Source organism: Terrabacter sp. LjRoot27, assembly GCF_964254175.1.
Taxonomy (GTDB): Bacteria; Actinomycetota; Actinomycetes; order Actinomycetales; family Dermatophilaceae; genus Terrabacter.
This window is the reverse complement of the sequence record NZ_CAXUSS020000001.1, coordinates 3,933,887-3,949,563: the sequence shown is the minus strand read 5'-3', so window position 1 is coordinate 3,949,563 and position 15,677 is coordinate 3,933,887. Positions and strand designations below refer to the sequence as shown.

18 protein-coding genes and 1 tRNA gene are annotated in these 15,677 nt (G+C 71.7%); 12 read left to right on the top strand and 7 right to left on the bottom strand.

What is annotated here, in order from left to right; all coding sequences use genetic code 11:
- Position 1: 1 nt before the first annotated feature.
- Positions 2-1,339, bottom strand: coding sequence for an FAD-dependent oxidoreductase (locus tag ACSQ2D_RS18200; protein WP_435987877.1), 1,338 nt, complete (start codon positions 1,337-1,339; stop codon positions 2-4).
- Positions 1,340-1,490: 151 nt separating this feature from the next.
- Between ACSQ2D_RS18200 and ACSQ2D_RS18195 the strand changes: the two genes are divergently transcribed.
- On the top strand, positions 1,491-1,703 hold the full coding sequence (locus ACSQ2D_RS18195) for a hypothetical protein (protein ID WP_435987325.1): 213 nt from the start codon (positions 1,491-1,493) through the stop codon (positions 1,701-1,703).
- A 120-nt stretch (positions 1,704-1,823) separates the two neighbouring features.
- Positions 1,824-2,837, top strand: coding sequence for a DNA topoisomerase IB (locus ACSQ2D_RS18190; RefSeq protein WP_435987324.1), 1,014 nt, complete (start codon positions 1,824-1,826; stop codon positions 2,835-2,837).
- A gap of 78 nt (positions 2,838-2,915) precedes the next feature.
- Here the strand turns inward: ACSQ2D_RS18190 and ACSQ2D_RS18185 are convergent, their stop codons facing one another.
- Positions 2,916-3,404, bottom strand: a complete 489-nt coding sequence (locus ACSQ2D_RS18185) for a pyridoxamine 5'-phosphate oxidase family protein (RefSeq protein WP_435987323.1) — start codon at positions 3,402-3,404, stop codon at positions 2,916-2,918.
- A gap of 101 nt (positions 3,405-3,505) precedes the next feature.
- Positions 3,506-4,915: an MDR family MFS transporter gene (locus tag ACSQ2D_RS18180; protein ID WP_435987876.1), complete on the bottom strand. Its 1,410-nt coding sequence runs from the start codon at positions 4,913-4,915 to the stop codon at positions 3,506-3,508.
- 298 nt (positions 4,916-5,213) lie between these two features.
- Between ACSQ2D_RS18180 and ACSQ2D_RS18175 the strand changes: the two genes are divergently transcribed.
- The gene (locus ACSQ2D_RS18175; RefSeq protein ID WP_435987322.1) at positions 5,214-6,338 is read left to right on the top strand and encodes a carboxylate-amine ligase; all 1,125 of its coding nucleotides are present in this window, start codon (positions 5,214-5,216) and stop codon (positions 6,336-6,338) included.
- Between the two features lie 76 nt (positions 6,339-6,414).
- On the opposite strand, the gene ACSQ2D_RS18170 is transcribed toward ACSQ2D_RS18175, so the two are convergent.
- On the bottom strand, positions 6,415-7,122 hold the full coding sequence (locus ACSQ2D_RS18170; protein WP_435987321.1) for a hypothetical protein: 708 nt from the start codon (positions 7,120-7,122) through the stop codon (positions 6,415-6,417).
- A 146-nt stretch (positions 7,123-7,268) separates the two neighbouring features.
- On the opposite strand from ACSQ2D_RS18170, the gene ACSQ2D_RS18165 reads away from it, so the two are divergent.
- The 7 genes from ACSQ2D_RS18165 (at position 7,269) to ACSQ2D_RS18135 (ending at position 10,751) form a co-directional block, all read left to right on the top strand.
- On the top strand, positions 7,269-7,784 hold the full coding sequence (locus tag ACSQ2D_RS18165) for a DinB family protein (RefSeq protein WP_435987320.1): 516 nt from the start codon (positions 7,269-7,271) through the stop codon (positions 7,782-7,784).
- A gap of 89 nt (positions 7,785-7,873) precedes the next feature.
- Positions 7,874-8,125 carry a hypothetical protein gene (locus ACSQ2D_RS18160; RefSeq protein ID WP_056761527.1) on the top strand — a complete coding sequence of 84 codons (252 nt, stop codon included), beginning with the start codon at positions 7,874-7,876 and terminating at the stop codon, positions 8,123-8,125.
- Complete coding sequence (locus ACSQ2D_RS18155) at positions 8,079-8,375, top strand: mycothiol transferase (RefSeq protein WP_435987319.1); 297 nt, start codon at positions 8,079-8,081, stop codon at positions 8,373-8,375. The genes ACSQ2D_RS18160 and ACSQ2D_RS18155 overlap by 47 nt, the downstream gene beginning before the upstream one ends.
- A gap of 114 nt (positions 8,376-8,489) precedes the next feature.
- Positions 8,490-9,230 carry an SDR family oxidoreductase gene (locus tag ACSQ2D_RS18150; protein WP_435987318.1) on the top strand — a complete coding sequence of 247 codons (741 nt, stop codon included), beginning with the start codon at positions 8,490-8,492 and terminating at the stop codon, positions 9,228-9,230.
- On the top strand, positions 9,227-9,472 hold the full coding sequence (locus ACSQ2D_RS18145) for a hypothetical protein (RefSeq protein ID WP_435987317.1): 246 nt from the start codon (positions 9,227-9,229) through the stop codon (positions 9,470-9,472). Before ACSQ2D_RS18150 ends, ACSQ2D_RS18145 begins: the two co-directional genes overlap by 4 nt.
- A 50-nt stretch (positions 9,473-9,522) precedes the next feature.
- On the top strand, positions 9,523-10,404 hold the full coding sequence (locus tag ACSQ2D_RS18140) for an RNA polymerase sigma-70 factor (RefSeq protein WP_435987316.1): 882 nt from the start codon (positions 9,523-9,525) through the stop codon (positions 10,402-10,404).
- Positions 10,401-10,751, top strand: a complete 351-nt coding sequence (locus ACSQ2D_RS18135) for a nuclear transport factor 2 family protein (RefSeq protein ID WP_435987315.1) — start codon at positions 10,401-10,403, stop codon at positions 10,749-10,751. The genes ACSQ2D_RS18140 and ACSQ2D_RS18135 overlap by 4 nt, the downstream gene beginning before the upstream one ends.
- A 99-nt stretch (positions 10,752-10,850) precedes the next feature.
- On the opposite strand, the gene ACSQ2D_RS18130 is transcribed toward ACSQ2D_RS18135, so the two are convergent.
- Positions 10,851-10,927, bottom strand: a tRNA-Pro gene (locus ACSQ2D_RS18130).
- Between the two features lie 113 nt (positions 10,928-11,040).
- Positions 11,041-11,979: a metallophosphoesterase gene (locus ACSQ2D_RS18125; protein WP_435987314.1), complete on the bottom strand. Its 939-nt coding sequence runs from the start codon at positions 11,977-11,979 to the stop codon at positions 11,041-11,043.
- Between the two features lie 80 nt (positions 11,980-12,059).
- Here ACSQ2D_RS18125 and ACSQ2D_RS18120 point away from each other — a divergent pair, with 80 nt between their 5' ends.
- Positions 12,060-12,515, top strand: a complete 456-nt coding sequence (locus ACSQ2D_RS18120; protein WP_435987313.1) for a GatB/YqeY domain-containing protein — start codon at positions 12,060-12,062, stop codon at positions 12,513-12,515.
- Positions 12,516-12,595: 80 nt separating this feature from the next.
- Here ACSQ2D_RS18120 and ACSQ2D_RS18115 read toward each other — a convergent pair whose 3' ends face one another.
- Entirely contained in the window at positions 12,596-15,034 is a 2,439-nt protein-coding gene (locus ACSQ2D_RS18115; protein ID WP_435987312.1) for a transglycosylase domain-containing protein, read from the bottom strand.
- 285 nt (positions 15,035-15,319) lie between these two features.
- Between ACSQ2D_RS18115 and ACSQ2D_RS18110 the strand changes: the two genes are divergently transcribed.
- On the top strand, positions 15,320-15,625 hold the full coding sequence (locus ACSQ2D_RS18110; RefSeq protein ID WP_056761538.1) for a WhiB family transcriptional regulator: 306 nt from the start codon (positions 15,320-15,322) through the stop codon (positions 15,623-15,625).
- Positions 15,626-15,677: the final 52 nt, after the last annotated feature.

Below are 15,677 nucleotides of genomic sequence, written 5' to 3'. Positions count from 1 at the left end.
CTCAGGCGGGGGCGGCGGCGGCCACGACGTCGGCGAGCTCGTCGCGGGAGGGGCCGGGGTCGGGCGGCGGGCGCCAGCCCGTCCGGTAGACGGCGCGGGCCCGGTCCTCGACGGCATCGAGCGAGGACGGGAGGGCCTGCATCGAGACGTAGGGCCCGATGGCCGCACCGATCGACGGGTCCTGCGCTGCGGCCATCATGATGACGTCGGACGGCAGCCGGGCGGACAGGTCGATGTCGTCGCCGGCCCAGCGGCGGACGAGCGCGTGGTCCATCGTGATGTGGTCCTCGACCCAGGGCCGCATCCGGGCCTCGTCCCACGCGTCGAGCTCGGCGCCGATCGCCCCGACGTCGTCGCCGTGCTCGTCGACGAGGCGCAGCAGCTCGCCCACCTGCGTCAGCGACGTGGTCAGGCCCCGGCCGAAGTTCGGGGTCGTCGTGCACACCGAGTCGCCGACGAAGACGAGCCCGGGGAGGGCGAGCGCGCCCGAGAGGCCGCGCTGCCCGCGATAGACGTTGAGCAGCGGACCACCGGGCAGCACGTGGGTCACCGGCTCGGAGACGTCGGGGTCGGTCCATGCCCGGAGCCCCGGGATCGCGGTGGCCGCCGCCTCGAACGCCCGGGTGTGGCGCAGCGCCACGAGCTCGCGGTCGGCGGTCGACCGGATGATGAGCGCGGAGAAGATCCCCTTCTCGTGGAGGAAGACGATGACGAGGTAGCCGACGTAGGTGCCCTGCCAGGCGATGGCGTTCGTCATCGGCGGGAGGGCGACGCCCGGCCGCAGGCGGTAGACCCGGTCGACGTAGGCGATGCCGCACTCGCCGCCGACCCCCGGGGCGCGGAGGTGACGGTTGACCCGGCCGGAGCGGCCGGAGGCGTCGACGACGAGGTCGGCCTCGAGGTCGACGCCGTCGACGCGGACGCCCTGGGCGCGGCCCCGGCTCGTCGTGACGCCGTCGACGTGCCCGATGCGCACCTCGAGGCCCGGCTGCTCGAGCGCGGCGGCGCGGACGGCGCGCTCGAAGGTCTCGCGGCGCGAGCGCACCCCGCCGGGCACCGTGCGGCCGTCACCGAGCGGCAGCTCGACGGGCTCGCCACCCTGAGCCATCCAGGCGTCCCACGCTGCGGGGGCCTCGGCGCGGAGCACCTCGCCGACCTGGGGACGGAAGGCGTGCGCGTGGTGGAACTGCATGACGCCGCGCCGGGCCCAGTGACCGCCGTCGCCCGGCGGCCCGGGGTCACGGTCGACCGCGACGACCTCGTGCCCGCGGCGCGCGAGACCCATCCCCGTGACGAGGCCCGTGGGGCCACCGCCGATGACCGCGACCTTCACGACCATCACCCCCTCCGCCCTCTCCACAGTGGGAGGCGGGCCGGTCGTCGTCAAGCGGTTTGGCGCCGAAAGCCACAGGTTCGCCTCGGGAAACGGTGGGTATGGTCGAAGAGGAAGCACGGCAACCACCTACTCGGGGCGATAGGTAATGAGACACGTGACCCCTCACGAATCACATCTGCAGAGCGACGGGTCGGTCTTCCCTCCCGTCACGCCCGACCCTCCTCTGCCGCCCGGTCAGGCGGAGATCAAGGTGCCCGACATGGTGCCGGTCGCCTCGCCCGACGGTCCCGACACCGAGGTGTCGACGCGCGAGACCACCGATGCGACCTCCGAGGTCGCGGGCGTGCGCCCCGACCCCGCCGGCTGAGAAGCCGTCGGCCCGCCGCATCGCCCGGCGCCGCGGCCCGGTGCGGTCGGTGCGGTCCGGTGCGGTTGACCCACGACCCGGTGCGGGTATCTCCTCGGTGTGAGACTGCGCCGGAGCACCATGGACAAGCCCGGGATCCGTCGCGTGCGACGGGGCAAGGGCTTCAGCTACGTCGACGCCGACGGGAAGGCCGTCGACGCCGAGACGCGTGAGCGGGTCACCGCCCTCGTCATCCCGCCGGCCTGGCAGGACGTCTGGATCAGCCCGCACCCCAACGGCCACATCCAGGCCGTCGGCACCGACGACGCCGGGCGGCGCCAGTACCTCTACCACGAGGCGTGGCACGAGGCGCGGGGCCGCGAGAAGCACGACCGCGTGCTCGTGCTGGCGCGCAAGCTGCCGGCCTCGCGCAAGCAGATCGCAGCCGACCTGCGGACCAACGGCCTGACGAAGAAGCGCGTCACGGCCGCCGGTCTGCGGATGCTCGACGCCGGGCTCTTCCGCAGCGGCGGCGAGGAGTACGAGGCCGAGCACGGCTCCCACGGCGTCGCGACGCTGCTGCGCTCGCACGTCACGGTGAGCGGCGAGGACGTCACCTTCGAGTTCCCGGCGAAGTCCGGAGTCACCCGCGAGGCCGTCATGACCGACCAGCTCCTGGCGCGGATCGTGCTGTCCCTCAAGCGAAGCGGCTATCCGGGCGAGCGTCTGCTGGCCTACCGCGACACGAGCGGCTGGCACGAGCTGCGCTCGAGCGACCTCAACGTCGCGTTCAAGGAGCTCGTCGGCGAGGAGTACACCGTCAAGGACCTGCGCACCTGGGCGGCCACCGTGACGGCGGCCGTCGCGCTCGCGCGGACCGGCCCCGTCGACTCCGAGCGAGAGCTCAAGCGCGCCGAGAAGGACGCGATGAAGGTCGTCTCCGAGCACCTCGGCAACACCCCTGCGGTCGCCCGCAGCTCCTACGTCGACCCCCGCGTCCTCGACGAGTACGCCGTCGGCCGCACCATCGCGCGCAGCCTGTCGCGCCTCACCAAGGCCGACCGCACGCGCCTGGAGCTCGGTGAGCTCGTCCGGGTGCGCGACCGAGACGCGCTCGAGCGGGCCGTCATGCGGCTCGTCAAGGGTGCTGCCTGAGCGACGTCCAAAGGCACGTATGCCGCCGGGTCCCCTTCAACGCGAAGGGGACCCGGCGGCATACGCGGCTTCAGGCGGTCAGAGGTCGACGACCTCGTTGTCGCCCTCGAGCCGCTCGCCCGTCACCTTCGCCTTGACGAAGTTGGCGATCTGCGTGACCTTGGCGCCGGGGGAGTCCCAGTACTCGGCCGAGTCCGCGCTCACCTTGATGATGATGTTGTTGGGGTTCTCCGGGCCGCCCTCGAGCCAGGCACCCGTGAAGGTGTTCCACAGCTCGGCGAGCTTGGCGTTGTCGTCGACGATGGTCGCCGTGCCGGACAGCGACACCCACGAGCTCTGCGAGCTGTAGGCGACGTTGACCCGCGCGGGTGACTGGGCGGCGATGTCGCGGGCCTTGTGGCTGTCGCGCTCGGCGACGAAGAGCACGTCGCCGTCGAACTCGACCTCCTGCGTGGCCATCGGGTGGCTGACGAGGACGCCGTTGGAGTCCGCGTGCGTCAGCATCGCGATCCGGATGTCCTTGATCAGGTCGGCGACCTTCCGGGTGCCGTCGTCGTGCTCGCTCATCGCGTTCTCCTCGTCGTCGGGGTCGGTGACTCTGTCCCTCGCGACGTACCCGATGCCCTCCGGCGCTACTCGCTCCTGTCGAGGGTTGGCCGGGCTGCGGCTCAGGCCGTGGAGGCCTCGGCCTCGGTGACGACGCTCGAGTCGGCGTCGGACGAGCCGCCGTGGGCGACGTCCTCGGCGCGGGTGTGCGGCATGAGCAGCCCCGCGGCGATCGTGAGCACGGCGGCCACGAGCACGGAGAGGAAGACCGCCGTCGACCCGGCCTGCACCGCCTCGCTCGAAGCCGCGCCGCCCTGGGAGGCGATGACGGCGTTGGCGATGGCGCCGAAGATCGCGACGCCGACGGCGCTGCCCACCGAGCGCATGAACATGTTCGTGCCCGTGACGACGGCGCGCTCGTTCCACGGCACGGACGCCTGCGCCGCGATGAGCGTCGGCGTGGCGACGAGGCCGAGGCCGAAGCCCACGACGAGGCACGAGGCGGCCGTGGCCCAGACGTTCGGGGTGGCCGAGGTGAGCCACAGGGCCAGGGCGCCCAGGGTCGCGATGACGAGGCCGATGAGCGCCGTCGGGCGGAACCCGATGCGCATGTAGAGCCGTCCCGACTGCGAGGCCGAGATGGGCCAGCCGATGGTGAGAGCGGCGACGGCGAGCCCCGCCACGATGGGGGTGGCACCCGTCGACCGCTCGAGGAAGGTCGGCACGTAGGAGGTGAGCCCGACGAGCACCGCGCCGACGCCGATGCCGATGAGGCACGTCGCGACGATGAGCCGTCGGGTCAGCACCTCGACCGGCAGGATCGGTTCGGCCGCCCGACGCTCGATGAACCCGAAGACGACGAGGAGCACGCCGCCGACGGCGAAGGAGCCGATGCTCTGCCACGAGCCCCACGCCCACGCCTGGCCGCCCTCGAGGACGGCGAGGATGAGCAGCGTCAGGGCCACCGTCAGCACGGTCGCCCCGGCGTAGTCGATGCGGTGCCGACGGCGCTCGACGGACTCGTCGTACGTGCGCCAGATCATGCCGGCGGCGAGCAGGCAGAACGGGATGTTGACGAAGAAGATCCAGCGCCACGAGGCGAACTGGGAGAAGACGCCGCCGAGCGTCGGGCCGACGACGGACGAGACGGCCCAGACGCTCGCGATGTAGCCCTGGGTCTTGGCGCGCTCGGCCACCGTGTAGATGTCAGCGGCGATGGTCGTCGTCATGGGCAGGACCGCCCCGGCGCCGAGCCCCTGCAGCGCCCGCATGACGATGAGTGAGCCCATGTCCCAGGCGAACCCGCAGAGGATGCTGCCGATGAGGAAGAGGCCGATGCCGACGAGGATGACCGGCTTGCGTCCGACCGTGTCGGCGAGCTTGGCGTAGACGGGGACGGACACCGCCTGCGCGAGAAGGTAGACCGAGAAGAGCCACGGGAACTGGGTCAGCCCGCCGAGGTCCGCGACGATGGAGGGGACCGCCGTGGCGAGGATCGTCGAGTCGAGCGCGATGAGCGACGTCGACAGCATGAGCGCGATGAGGATCGGCCCGCGTTCGGAGCGGAATCCCAGGGTGGACGAGGTCGACACGATCCTCCTGCTGGTGTTGGGGCGACAAAGAGGGACAACGCACGTGGGCGTCGTTCATTCCCGCCGCTCCGACATCCGGGACCTTCGCTCCTGCCCGTGGGTGCGGGCCGCACGCCACACTGGTGACGCGGAGCAACGGGTGCATGCCGTCCGGTGCGGTCGGCGTCACCGGACGCCGGCGGCGGCAGCGGGCCACACGGCATACGTCCTCGGTCGTGCTCCCGGAAGGAGCGCCACGGTGCGGACCCTCGGTGTCGAGGAGGAGATGCTGCTCGTCGACGTCCACGACGGACGGCCACGGTCGGTCTCGGGGCAGCTGCTCGTGCGTGCCGCGCGCCGGCACCCCGAGGTCCCGGGCACGGGGGTGCACGGAGCCGTCGAGGGGGAGTTCCAGCAGCAGCAGATCGAGACGCACACCCCGCCCGCCGGCGACCTCGACACGCTGCGCGCGGAGCTGTGGCACTGGCGGGCGGAGGCCGTCGCGGCGGCCCAGGGGACCGGCTCGAGCGTTGCTGCGCTCGCCACCTCGCCGCTGCCCGTGCGCCCGCTCGCCGTGACGTCGCCGAGGTATGCGTGGCTGGAGGAGCGCTACCGGCTGACCGCCCACGAGCACCTGATCTGCGGCTGCCACGTCCACGTGTCCGTCGACGGCGACGAGGAGGGCGTCGGCGTCCTCGACCGGATCCGCGTGTGGCTGCCGACGCTGCTCGCCCTCAGCGCCAACTCGCCCTACTGGAACGGCGAGGACTCGGGCTACGCGAGCTACCGGAGCCAGGTGCTCGCGAGGTGGCCGTCGTGGGGTCCGACGGGCTGCTTCGGCTCGGCGGACGCCTACCACCGGCTCGTGCGCGGCATGGTGCTGTCGTCGGTGATCCTCGACGAGGGGATGGTCTACTTCGTCGCCCGGCTCGCGCAGCACTACCCGACCGTCGAGGTCCGAGCCGCCGACGTGTGCTTCACCGTCGAGGAGGCCGTCGTCGTCGCCGCCCTGTGCCGCGGCCTCGTCGAGACGGCCGCGCAGGAGTGGGCACAGGGCCAGGCGCCCCCTGACGTGTCGACGACGATGGTCCGCCTCGCGACGTGGCAGGCCGGGCGCGATGGCATGGAGGGCCGGCTGCTCGACTGGCGGACCGGTCTGCCCGTGCCCAGCTGGTCGGTGCTCGACTCCCTCCTCGACCACGTCGGCCCGGCGCTGGAGGCGGCGGGCGACCTCGCCGTCGTGCAGGACGGGCTCGCGCGGGTGCGCGAGGAGGGCAACGGGGCCGTCCGGCAACGCAGGATGCTGGCGCGGACCGGGCAGCTCGTCGACGTCGTCGCCGAGTCGGTGCGCACGACCGCGGCGCACGACGGGCGGCAGGCCTGACGTCCCGCGAGTCGGCCAGGGGTGTCGGCCAGGGGTGTCGGCCAGGGGTGTCAGCCAAGGGTGTCGGCCAGGGCTGTCAGCCAGGGGTCGGGAAGCGCTCGTCGTCGTTCGGGCCGGCGAAGACCCGACGCGCGATCTCCATGTGGCCGACGACGTAGGCGACGCCCGACAGGGTCCCCATGACGGCGACGACGGCGGTGCCCGCACCGGCGATGTCGGCGACGAGGGCGCCCAGGGTGCCGGCCACGAGGCCGTTGACGACCATGAGGAAGAACGCGGTGCTGCCGACGATGTGCAGCACGAGGTTGCGCCGGTAGCCCAGCGAGTACGTCTGCATGAGACCGCGTTCGTCGTCGTGGATCGAGGCCGTGAGGTAGGGCGCGATCTCCGGGGCGAGCTCGACGTAGGCGTGGCGCAGGCGGTTCATGGCCCGGACCAGGTCGGCGTCCTCCCGGCTCGCGAGGTTGACCCGGATCGCGGTCAGCGAGCCCATGACGAGGGCCGCCGACGCGAAGCCGATGGCCATGACCCGGAACGGCGTGCCGAAGCCGGTGGCCTGTGCGGTGAGCGCGAGGACGACGAGGAAGGCCGACACGACGGTGAGGTAGATCGTGATCCGGCTCATGATCTCCGACCACGTCATGGAGCGCGTGCCGAGCAGGCTCCAGTGCTCCGTCGAGAGGAAGACCGGCAGGCCGGGCGTCGTCGAGTCGCTCAGCCGCGGTGGGGTGCCGGGTCCCTCGGGGTCGGCGGGCTGGCCTGCCGAAGGCGGCTCGTCGCTCATCGCGGTCTCCGTCCGTGCTCGGGGCCGGACGCCGGGCCGGCACCTCCGCACCAGTGTCGCGCCGGGTCGGGCTCGACACACGCAGTTTTCGTCCGGTGGCGGCAGGTCACGCCGGCGTCCCCGCGCTCGGCTGTCAGGATGGCGCGATGACGTGGATCGCGCCGGAGGTGTCCCTGCCGCAGTTCGAGCCCGTGGGAGACGAGCGGACGCTGCTCGAGGCCCGGCTCGGCTGGCGGCGGGCGGTGCTGCTCGACACGTGCGCCGGCCTGACCGGCGAGCAGCTGGCGCAGCGCTCCGTCCCGCCGTCCGACCTGTCGCTGCTCGGGCTCGTCAGGCACATGGCCAAGGTCGAGCGCGGGTGGTTCCGCGAGTTCGTCGGCGGTGAGGACCTCGAGCCGATGTACGACCCCGCCCTCGGGCCCGACGCCGACTTCGAGGACCTCGACCCCGCACGGGCGCAGACCGACTACGAGCGGTTGGTGGCGGAGTGCCGGCTCGCCGAGGCGGCGCTCGCGACGGTCTCCCTGGACGACGTCATCACCACCGAGGGTGGGACGTGGTCGGTGCGGGCCGTCGTGGGCCACATGATCTCGGAGTACGCCCAGCACAGTGGGCACGCCGACCTGCTGCGCGAGTGCATCGACGGCCGGACGCACCGGTAGGGGGTCGAAACCGTTCGCGACTCACCCTTGACGCCCCCCCGGACGGCTGGAGGAGGATTCGGGTGAACCGTCTGATCCCTGGAGGAAGAATGTCCGATCACACGATCGCGTCCGACCACGAGCACGTTCCTGACGACGGCTGCGAGACCGTCGAGCATGGCGACCACCTCGACCACGTCCATGGCTCCGAACGTCACGCGGAGCAGGCCGTGCACACCGACCACGGCCACGTGCACGCCGAGGGTGACGGCTGCGAGACGGTCCAGCACGGCAACCACGTGGATCACCTGCACGATGGGCACCGCCACTACCAGCACGGCGACCACGTCGTCGAACACTGAGACCCCACATCTGCCGCACGGGCGCAGACCGACCACGAGCGGCTGGAGGCGGAGTGCCCGCTCGCGGAGGCGGCGCTCGCGACGGTCTCCCCCTGGACGACGTCATCACCACCGAGGGCGGGACGTGGTCCGTGCGGGCCGTCGTGGGCCGTCGTGGGCCGCCGTGGGCCACATGATCTGGGAGTACGCCCAGCACAGCGGGCACGCCGACCTGCTGCGCGAGTGCATCGACGGCCGGACGAACCGGTAAGGGCTCGACGACGGCCCGGAGCGGACCCGGTTCACCGGGGCCTGTCACAGATCCGGGGGCTGTCCGGTCTTGTCTGTCGGAGGCGCCACCCGGGCGCCCGACAGGAGGACTCCCATGAAGATCGTGGTCATCGGCGGCACCGGACTCATCGGCTCGAAGCTCGTGCGCAGGTTCGAGGCGCACGGGCACGAGGCGCTGGCGGCATCGCCCGCGACCGGCGTCAACACGCTGACCGGTGAGGGGCTGGCCGCGGCCCTCGTCGGGGCGTCGGTCGTCGTCGACGTGGCGAACTCGCCGTCGTTCGAGCGGGACGCCGTGCTCGACTTCTTCGAGACGTCGACCGGCAACGTGCTCGAGGCGGAGAAGGCCGCCGGCGTCGCCCACCACGTCGGCCTCTCGATCGTCGGCACGGACCGGCTGCCCGGGAACGACTACTTCCGCGCCAAGATCGCCCAGGAACGGCTCATCGAGAGCTCGGGCATCCCGTGGTCGATCGTGCACGCGACCCAGTTCTTCGAGTTCGTGCCCGCCATCGCCGACACGGCGGAGGTCGACGGACAGGTGCGTATGCCGTCCGCCGCGTTCCAGCCCATCGCCGGTGACGACGTGGCCGATGCGCTGGCCCGCGTCGCCGTGGGTGCGCCGCTGGGCGGGCGACTCGAGATCGCCGGCCCCGACCGGGCCCCGATGGACGCCTTCTTCCGCGAGGCGCTCGTTGCGCTGGGCGACCCGCGGCCGGTCGTCACCGACCCGCTCGCGCCCTACTTCGGGTCCGTGCTCGAGACCGACAGCCTCGTGCCCGTGGGCCCGGCCCAGCTCGGGCGTGTCCACTACGTCGACTGGCACCGCTCGTGACCGGGCTGCTCGGGGACGGCGGTCGTGGCGACGACCGGGACGCTCTCGACCGGCTCGTCGCGCTCGAGGCGGAGGTCCGGGTCGAGCTGGCCGTGGCGGACGCGAGCCCGGCCCTCGGAGCGTTCTCCTCGCCCGAGAGCGAGTGGCTCGTCGACCCGGCCGAGGTCCAGACCGAGCAGACTGGGCTGCGCAGCCTGCTCGGTGCCGTCCAGGCCCTGGAGGCGGGCCGGGACCCGCGGTGAGGGTTCGGTCGGGTGCGAGCGGGTGTGGTCCACGACGTGAGGAGGCGGCGGTGACGACGGAGCTGCCGGAGCCCGGGCTCGACGACGCCGTGCGGACCTTCGCCGCGGTGCGTCCGCGTCTCTTCGGCATCGCCTACCGCATGCTCGGCAGCGCGACGGAGGCCGAGGACCTCGTCCAGGACGTCTGGGTGCGCTGGCAGACCGCGCCGCGCGAGGAGGTCGACAACCCGGCCGCCTACCTCGCCACGGCCACGACCCGGCTCGCCATCAACGCGCTCCAGTCCGCGCGGGCCCGGCGGGAGACGTACGTCGGCCCGTGGCTGCCCGAACCGGTCGACACGAGCGCCGATCCCTACCTCGGCGCCGAGCGGGGGGAGGCCCTGGAGTTCGCCGTGCTGACGCTGCTCGAGCGCCTCACGGCGAACGAGCGGGCGGCGTACGTGCTGCGGGAGGCGTTCGACTACCCCTACGCCCAGATCGCGGACGTGCTCCAGCTCAAGGAGCCCGCGGTGCGCCAGCTCGTCAGCCGGGCACGCCGACGCATCGCGGGCGAGCGCCGCGCGAGCGTGAGCCGCAGGGACCAGCAGCAGCTGCTCGTCGCCTTCGTCGACGCGGCGAGGTCGGGCGACCTCGCCGCCCTCGAGGATCTCCTCGCCGCCGACGTGACGAGCACGTCCGACGGTGGGGGCGTCGTGCGCGCCTCGCGCTTCGCCGTGCAGGGGGCGACGCGGGTGGCGAGGTACGTCCGCGCCTTCCACGACCGCTTCTGGGTCGGCATCGACGTCGAGGTCGCGACGGCGAACGGCCGGCCGGCCGCGTTGTTGCGCCGCGACGGCGTGCTCGAAGTCGTCCTCGTCGTCGACGCGTCGGAGGAGGGGATCGACCGGATCAGCTGGGTGATGAACCCGCACAAGCTCGTAGCGCTGGCGTGAGCACCGGCCGCTGGGCCGACGCGCTCGCCGGTGGTGATCTCGACGCGCTGGCGGCCACGATGCACCGGGACGTCGTGCTCGTCAGTGACGGCGGCGGCCGGGTGGTGACGCCCCTGCGTCCGGTCCGAGGCGCCGCATCCGTGGCGCGGGTGGTGTCGACGGCGGTCGGGGACGCACCGGGTCGCGCCCTCACGGTCGAGCAGGTGAACGGACGGCCGGCCGTGGTCGTGCGCCGGTCGGGGCGAGCGTGCGCCGTCGTCGTCGCCGAGGTCGACGGGGCACTCGTCGTCCGGGTGTGGCTCGTGCTCAACCCGGACAAGCTGGTCCGCTGGCACGCGCCTCGATGAGGTCGGATCGTCCGGGTGACTGGACGCCGTGGCGCCGTCCCCCGGCACGACGAAGGGCCTGCTGGAACGACGTCGTCGTTTCCAGCAGGCCCTTCGCGATGGTCGGGGTGACAGGATTTGAACCTGCGACCTCTTCGTCCCGAACGAAGCGCGCTACCAAGCTGCGCCACACCCCGGTGCTGCACCTACCCCTGATCCGTGGACCGGAGGCAGCAAGCAGAGATGCTAGCGCAGGCCCCCGCCCATCTCCGAATCGGGCTCGTCGACCGCCGCGAGACCCGCAACCGAGTCAGCCCTGGGAGCGGGGGACGAGCGTCAGGAGGGTCGCCTCGGGACGGCAGGCCAGGCGTACGGGAGCGGTGGGCGCCGTGCCCAGACCGGCGGACACCTCGAGCCACGCGGCGCCCTCAGGAGCCTCGGACGACGGCGTCGAGCCGGCGCCCGGCCACCAGCGCGACAGGCCCTTGACGCGGCCGGTGTCGAGGTCGCAGTTCGTCACGAGGGCGCCGTAGCCGGGCACGCAGACCTGGCCGCCGTGGGTGTGCCCGGCGACGACGAGGTCGGCGCCGTCGCTCGCGTACGCGTCGAGCACCCGCTGGTAGGGCGCGTGCGTCACGCCGAGGGTGACGTCGGCGTCGGGCGAGGCGGGGCCGCGCACGAGGTCGAGGCGGTCGTAGCCGAGGTGCGGGTCGTCGACACCGCGGACGTCGATGCGCAGGCCGCGCACCGTGAGCGAGTCACGTCGGTTCGTCAGGTCGACCCAGCCACGGGAGCCGAGCCCGCGAACGAGGTCGGCCGTGGGCAGACGCTGCGTCGTGCCGACGCCCTTGGCGAAGTTGCGCGTCAGGTAGCCGAGGGGGTTCTTCAGCTTCGGCGCGAAGTAGTCGTTGGACCCGAGGACGAAGACGCCCGAGACGCCGAGGAGCAGGTCGTACGCGTCGAGCAGCGAGGGCACCGCGTCCGGGGCCGCGATGTTGTCGCCGGTCGTGATGACGAGGTCGGGGTCGAGCGAGGCGAGGCTGTGCACCCACGTCCGCTTCGCGCGCTGGCGCGGTAGCAGGTGCAGGTCGGACAGGTGCAGCACCCGCAGCGGCTCGGCGCCGTCCGGCAGCACCGGCACGTCGAAGCGACGCAGCACGAAGGCGTTGCGCTCGACGAGCGAGGCCCAGCCGAGCACGCCGGCGCCGGCGATCCCCAGGCCCAGGACGGTCTTGGTCACGGCACGCATGGGGCCCATCCTCGCACCCGTCGGCACGACCCCCGACAAACCGGTCGGGGCCCGCGTGGCCGACCTGACAGACTGGCCCCATGAGCACCCTCAAGGAGCAGCTGAAGTCCGACCTCACGTCCGCGATGCGCGAGCGCGACCAGGTCCGGGCCGGCTCACTTCGGATGGCCCTCACCGCCGTCACCAACGAGGAGGTCGCCGGCACCGAGCATCGCGAGCTGAGCGACGACGACGTGCTCAAGGTCCTCACCAAGGAGGCCAAGAAGCGTCGTGAGGCCGCGACGGCATACGTCGGCGCGGGTCGCCCGGAGCTCGCGGCCAAGGAGGAGGCCGAGCTCGCCGTGCTCGAGGCCTACCTGCCGAAGCAGCTCGGCGACGACGAGCTCGAGTCGGTCGTGCGCGAGGCCGTCACCGCCTCCGGCGCCAGCGGTATGCCGCAGATGGGCCTGGCGATGAAGGCCGCGAACGCTGCCGTGGCGGGTCGCGCCGAGGGTGGGCGCGTCGCCGCCATCGTGCGCCGGGTCCTCGCGGGCTGACCGACGCACCTCACGCGTGAGTCGTGGCGCCGACGACGAAGGCCCGACGCGGATCGCGTCGGGCCTTCGTCATCGCTGGGTCAGCCGCGACCTGGCGGCTTGGTCGGCTTGCCTCCCGGCTTGCCCGGACCGGTGCCACCGCCACCGCCACCGCCGCCACCGCCGCCACCCGGACTGATGACGGTCGTCTGCGGCTGCGGGATCTGCTGTCGGTCCCCGCCGCGTGAGGTGTAGATCGTCACGAAGCTGCCACTGGCCGCTCGGCCGTAGGGCGAGGTGCCGGCGACGAGGCCGTTCGGCACCGACGAGCTCATCGTGCCGCCGACGCCGGCGGAGAAGCCGGCCGCCTGGAGCGTCGAGATGGCATCGTTCACCGACATGCCGGTGACGCTCGGGATGTCGACCTGGTCGCCCTTGAGCAGCTTGTCGGACGGGTCCTTGAACTTGACCTCGGGCTCTCCGTCGAGGGCCTTGTTCATGATGCCCTTCCAGATGGGTGCCGCGATCTTGGCGCCGTGCATGACGTCGACGAAGCGGTCACCGATCTGGAGGTTCTTCATGACGCGCTTGTTGCCGTCGTCGGGCGTGCCCACCCAGACCGCCGTCGCGAGCTGCGGCACGTAGCCGGCGAACCACGACTCGTTGTTGCCGTTGGCCGTACCGGTCTTGCCGGCCGACTCGCGCTTGCCGTCGTCGAGCTGGTTGAGGATGCCCGAGCCGTGGGTCATGTTGTACTCGAGGAACTTGTCGGTGGCGCGCACGGCGTCGGGGTCGACGACCTGCTCGCACTTCGTGGCCGGGAGGGCGATGTTCTTGCCGCCCTGCGTGATCTTCGTGATCGCGACGACCGGGCACTTCTTGCCGTCGGCGGCGAGGGTGGCGTAGGCCTGGGCGACGCCCTGCGGTGAGACCTCGGTGGCGCCGAGGACGTAGGCGGGGGCGTACGGCGGGATCTCTCCGCCGTCGGCACGGTGCAGGCCGAGGCGCATGACGGTGTCACGGACCTTGCAGCCACCGAGCTGCTCGGCGAGGGCGATGAACGCGGTGTTGGTCGACTTCGCGGTCGCCTCCATGAGCGAGATCTTGCCGCCGCCGAAGGGGCTGTCGTTGTAGACGTTCCACGTGCCGCCGGGGCCGCAGCCCTTCTTGATGCCGCCGGGCCACTCGGAGGGCTTGTAGGTGGCCTGCTGGTTGCCTCCGGCGCCCTTCGCGTTGACGGAGGACGTGGTGTTCATGCCGGACTCCATGGCCGTCACGAGCGCGAACGCCTTGGCCGTCGAGCCGAACTGGAAGCCGCTCGATCCGCCGTACTTCTTGTCGAGGGCCCAGTTGACGCCGGTCTTGCCGAGCGTCTGCTTGCCGACGGTGTACTCGGTGTTCTGGGCGAAGGCGAGCACCTTGCCGGTGCCGGGCTCGGTGACGTAGGCCGCCGCGCCCACCTTCGACTTGTCGCCGATCGGGACGTTCTTGGTGACCTCGCGCTGCGCGATCCGCTGGATGCGCGGATCGAGGGTCGTCGTGATGGTGACGCCACCGCGGTAGAGGGTGCGCTTGCGCTCCTCGACCGTCTTGCCGAGCTGGGGCATCGCGAGGGCGTAGTTGACGATGAAGTCGCACCAGTAGGGGTACGGCGAGGCGAGGCACGTGCTCTTCGGCTGCGAGACCCGCATGTCCTGCTTGAGCGTGCGCTTCTTGGCGGCCTGCCACTGCTTGTCGGTGATGCGCCCGAGCTCGTGCATGCGGTCGAGCACGACGTTGCGCCGGGCCAGGGCCTTCTTCGGGAAGTTCACCGGGTCGGTGGTGCCGGGGTTCTGCGTCAGGCCGGCGAGGAGCGCGGCCTGCGAGAGGCTCAGCTTGCTCGCCGAGACGCTGAAGTAGTGCTGGGCCGCGGCCTCGACGCCGTAGGCGCGGTCGCCGTAGTAGACGAGGTTGAGGTAGCCCTCGAGGATCTGGTCCTTCGTCAGCTTCTTCTCCAGCGTGATGGCGTACTTCAGCTCCTTGAGCTTGCGCATGTAGTCCTTCTTGACGGCCTCGGCGGCCGCCTCCTCGTTGCCGGAGCTGAGGGCGGAGTACTGGAGCGAGATCTTGACGTACTGCTGGGTGAGCGACGAGGCGCCGACCGAGGAGCCGTTGCGCAGGTTGGAGATGACCGCGCGGGCGGTGCCCTGGATGTCGATGCCGCCGTGGTCGTAGAAGCGGTGGTCCTCGATCGCGATCTGGGCCTCACGCATGATCGGCGCGATCTTCTCGAGCGGCACGATGGTGCGGTTCTGCTCCTGCGGCGTCGCGATGACGGTGCCGTCGGCGGCGAGGATGCGTGACGTCTGGGCCAGCGGGTCGGTCGTGAACTCGCTCGGGAGCTCGTTGAAGACGTCGACGCCGCTGCGTGCGAGGGCGCCGGTGGCGCCCACCGCGGGCATCACCAGGCCGGCGGCGAGCAGTCCGAGCACGAGCGCGGACGCGATGAACGCGCCGAGCAGGCTGATGACGCCGCCGATCGAGGTAGTGCGTGAAGACATGGGCCCAAGGGTAACCGCTCACCCTATGGCCACTGGATCTCAGCGGCCACCCGGGTCTGCAGGTGTCCCGAACGGCCCGCTCCCGGCCCTGGATGACCATGGCTCCGGTGCTCAGGTGACTAGTCACCGTCTCAACTAAATGGTCCATAGAGCCTATGTCGGGCCGGGCCCGGTGCTCGTAATGTCTCGTTTGGGCCTTAGGGGGGTCCACATGATCAGGATCGGTGGGACGGTCCGCGGTCAGTCCGGATGTCATGGGAGGCGCCGGGCGGGGAGGGGTAAACAATGAGTGCTGTCGCAATCGTGGATCCGTGGGTGGACGAGTGGGCCAGTCAGGCCAGCTGTTCAGGCACGGACCCGGATGCTCTGTTCGTCCGAGGCAAGGCCCAGCACGACGCGAAGGCCGTCTGCAAGACGTGTCCTGTGCTCGCGCAGTGCCTGGCCGAGGCTCTCGACAACCGGACCGAGTTCGGCGTCTGGGGAGGCATGACCGAGCGCGAGCGCCGGGCCCTGCTCCGCAAGCGTCCGGACATCACGTCCTGGAAGTCGGCGCTCCGTGCGGGCATGGCCTCACAGGTCAAGCACGACTGAGCCGGCTTCACACCGACCGGTCACCGGTCGGTCCACGTCATACGTGAGCGGG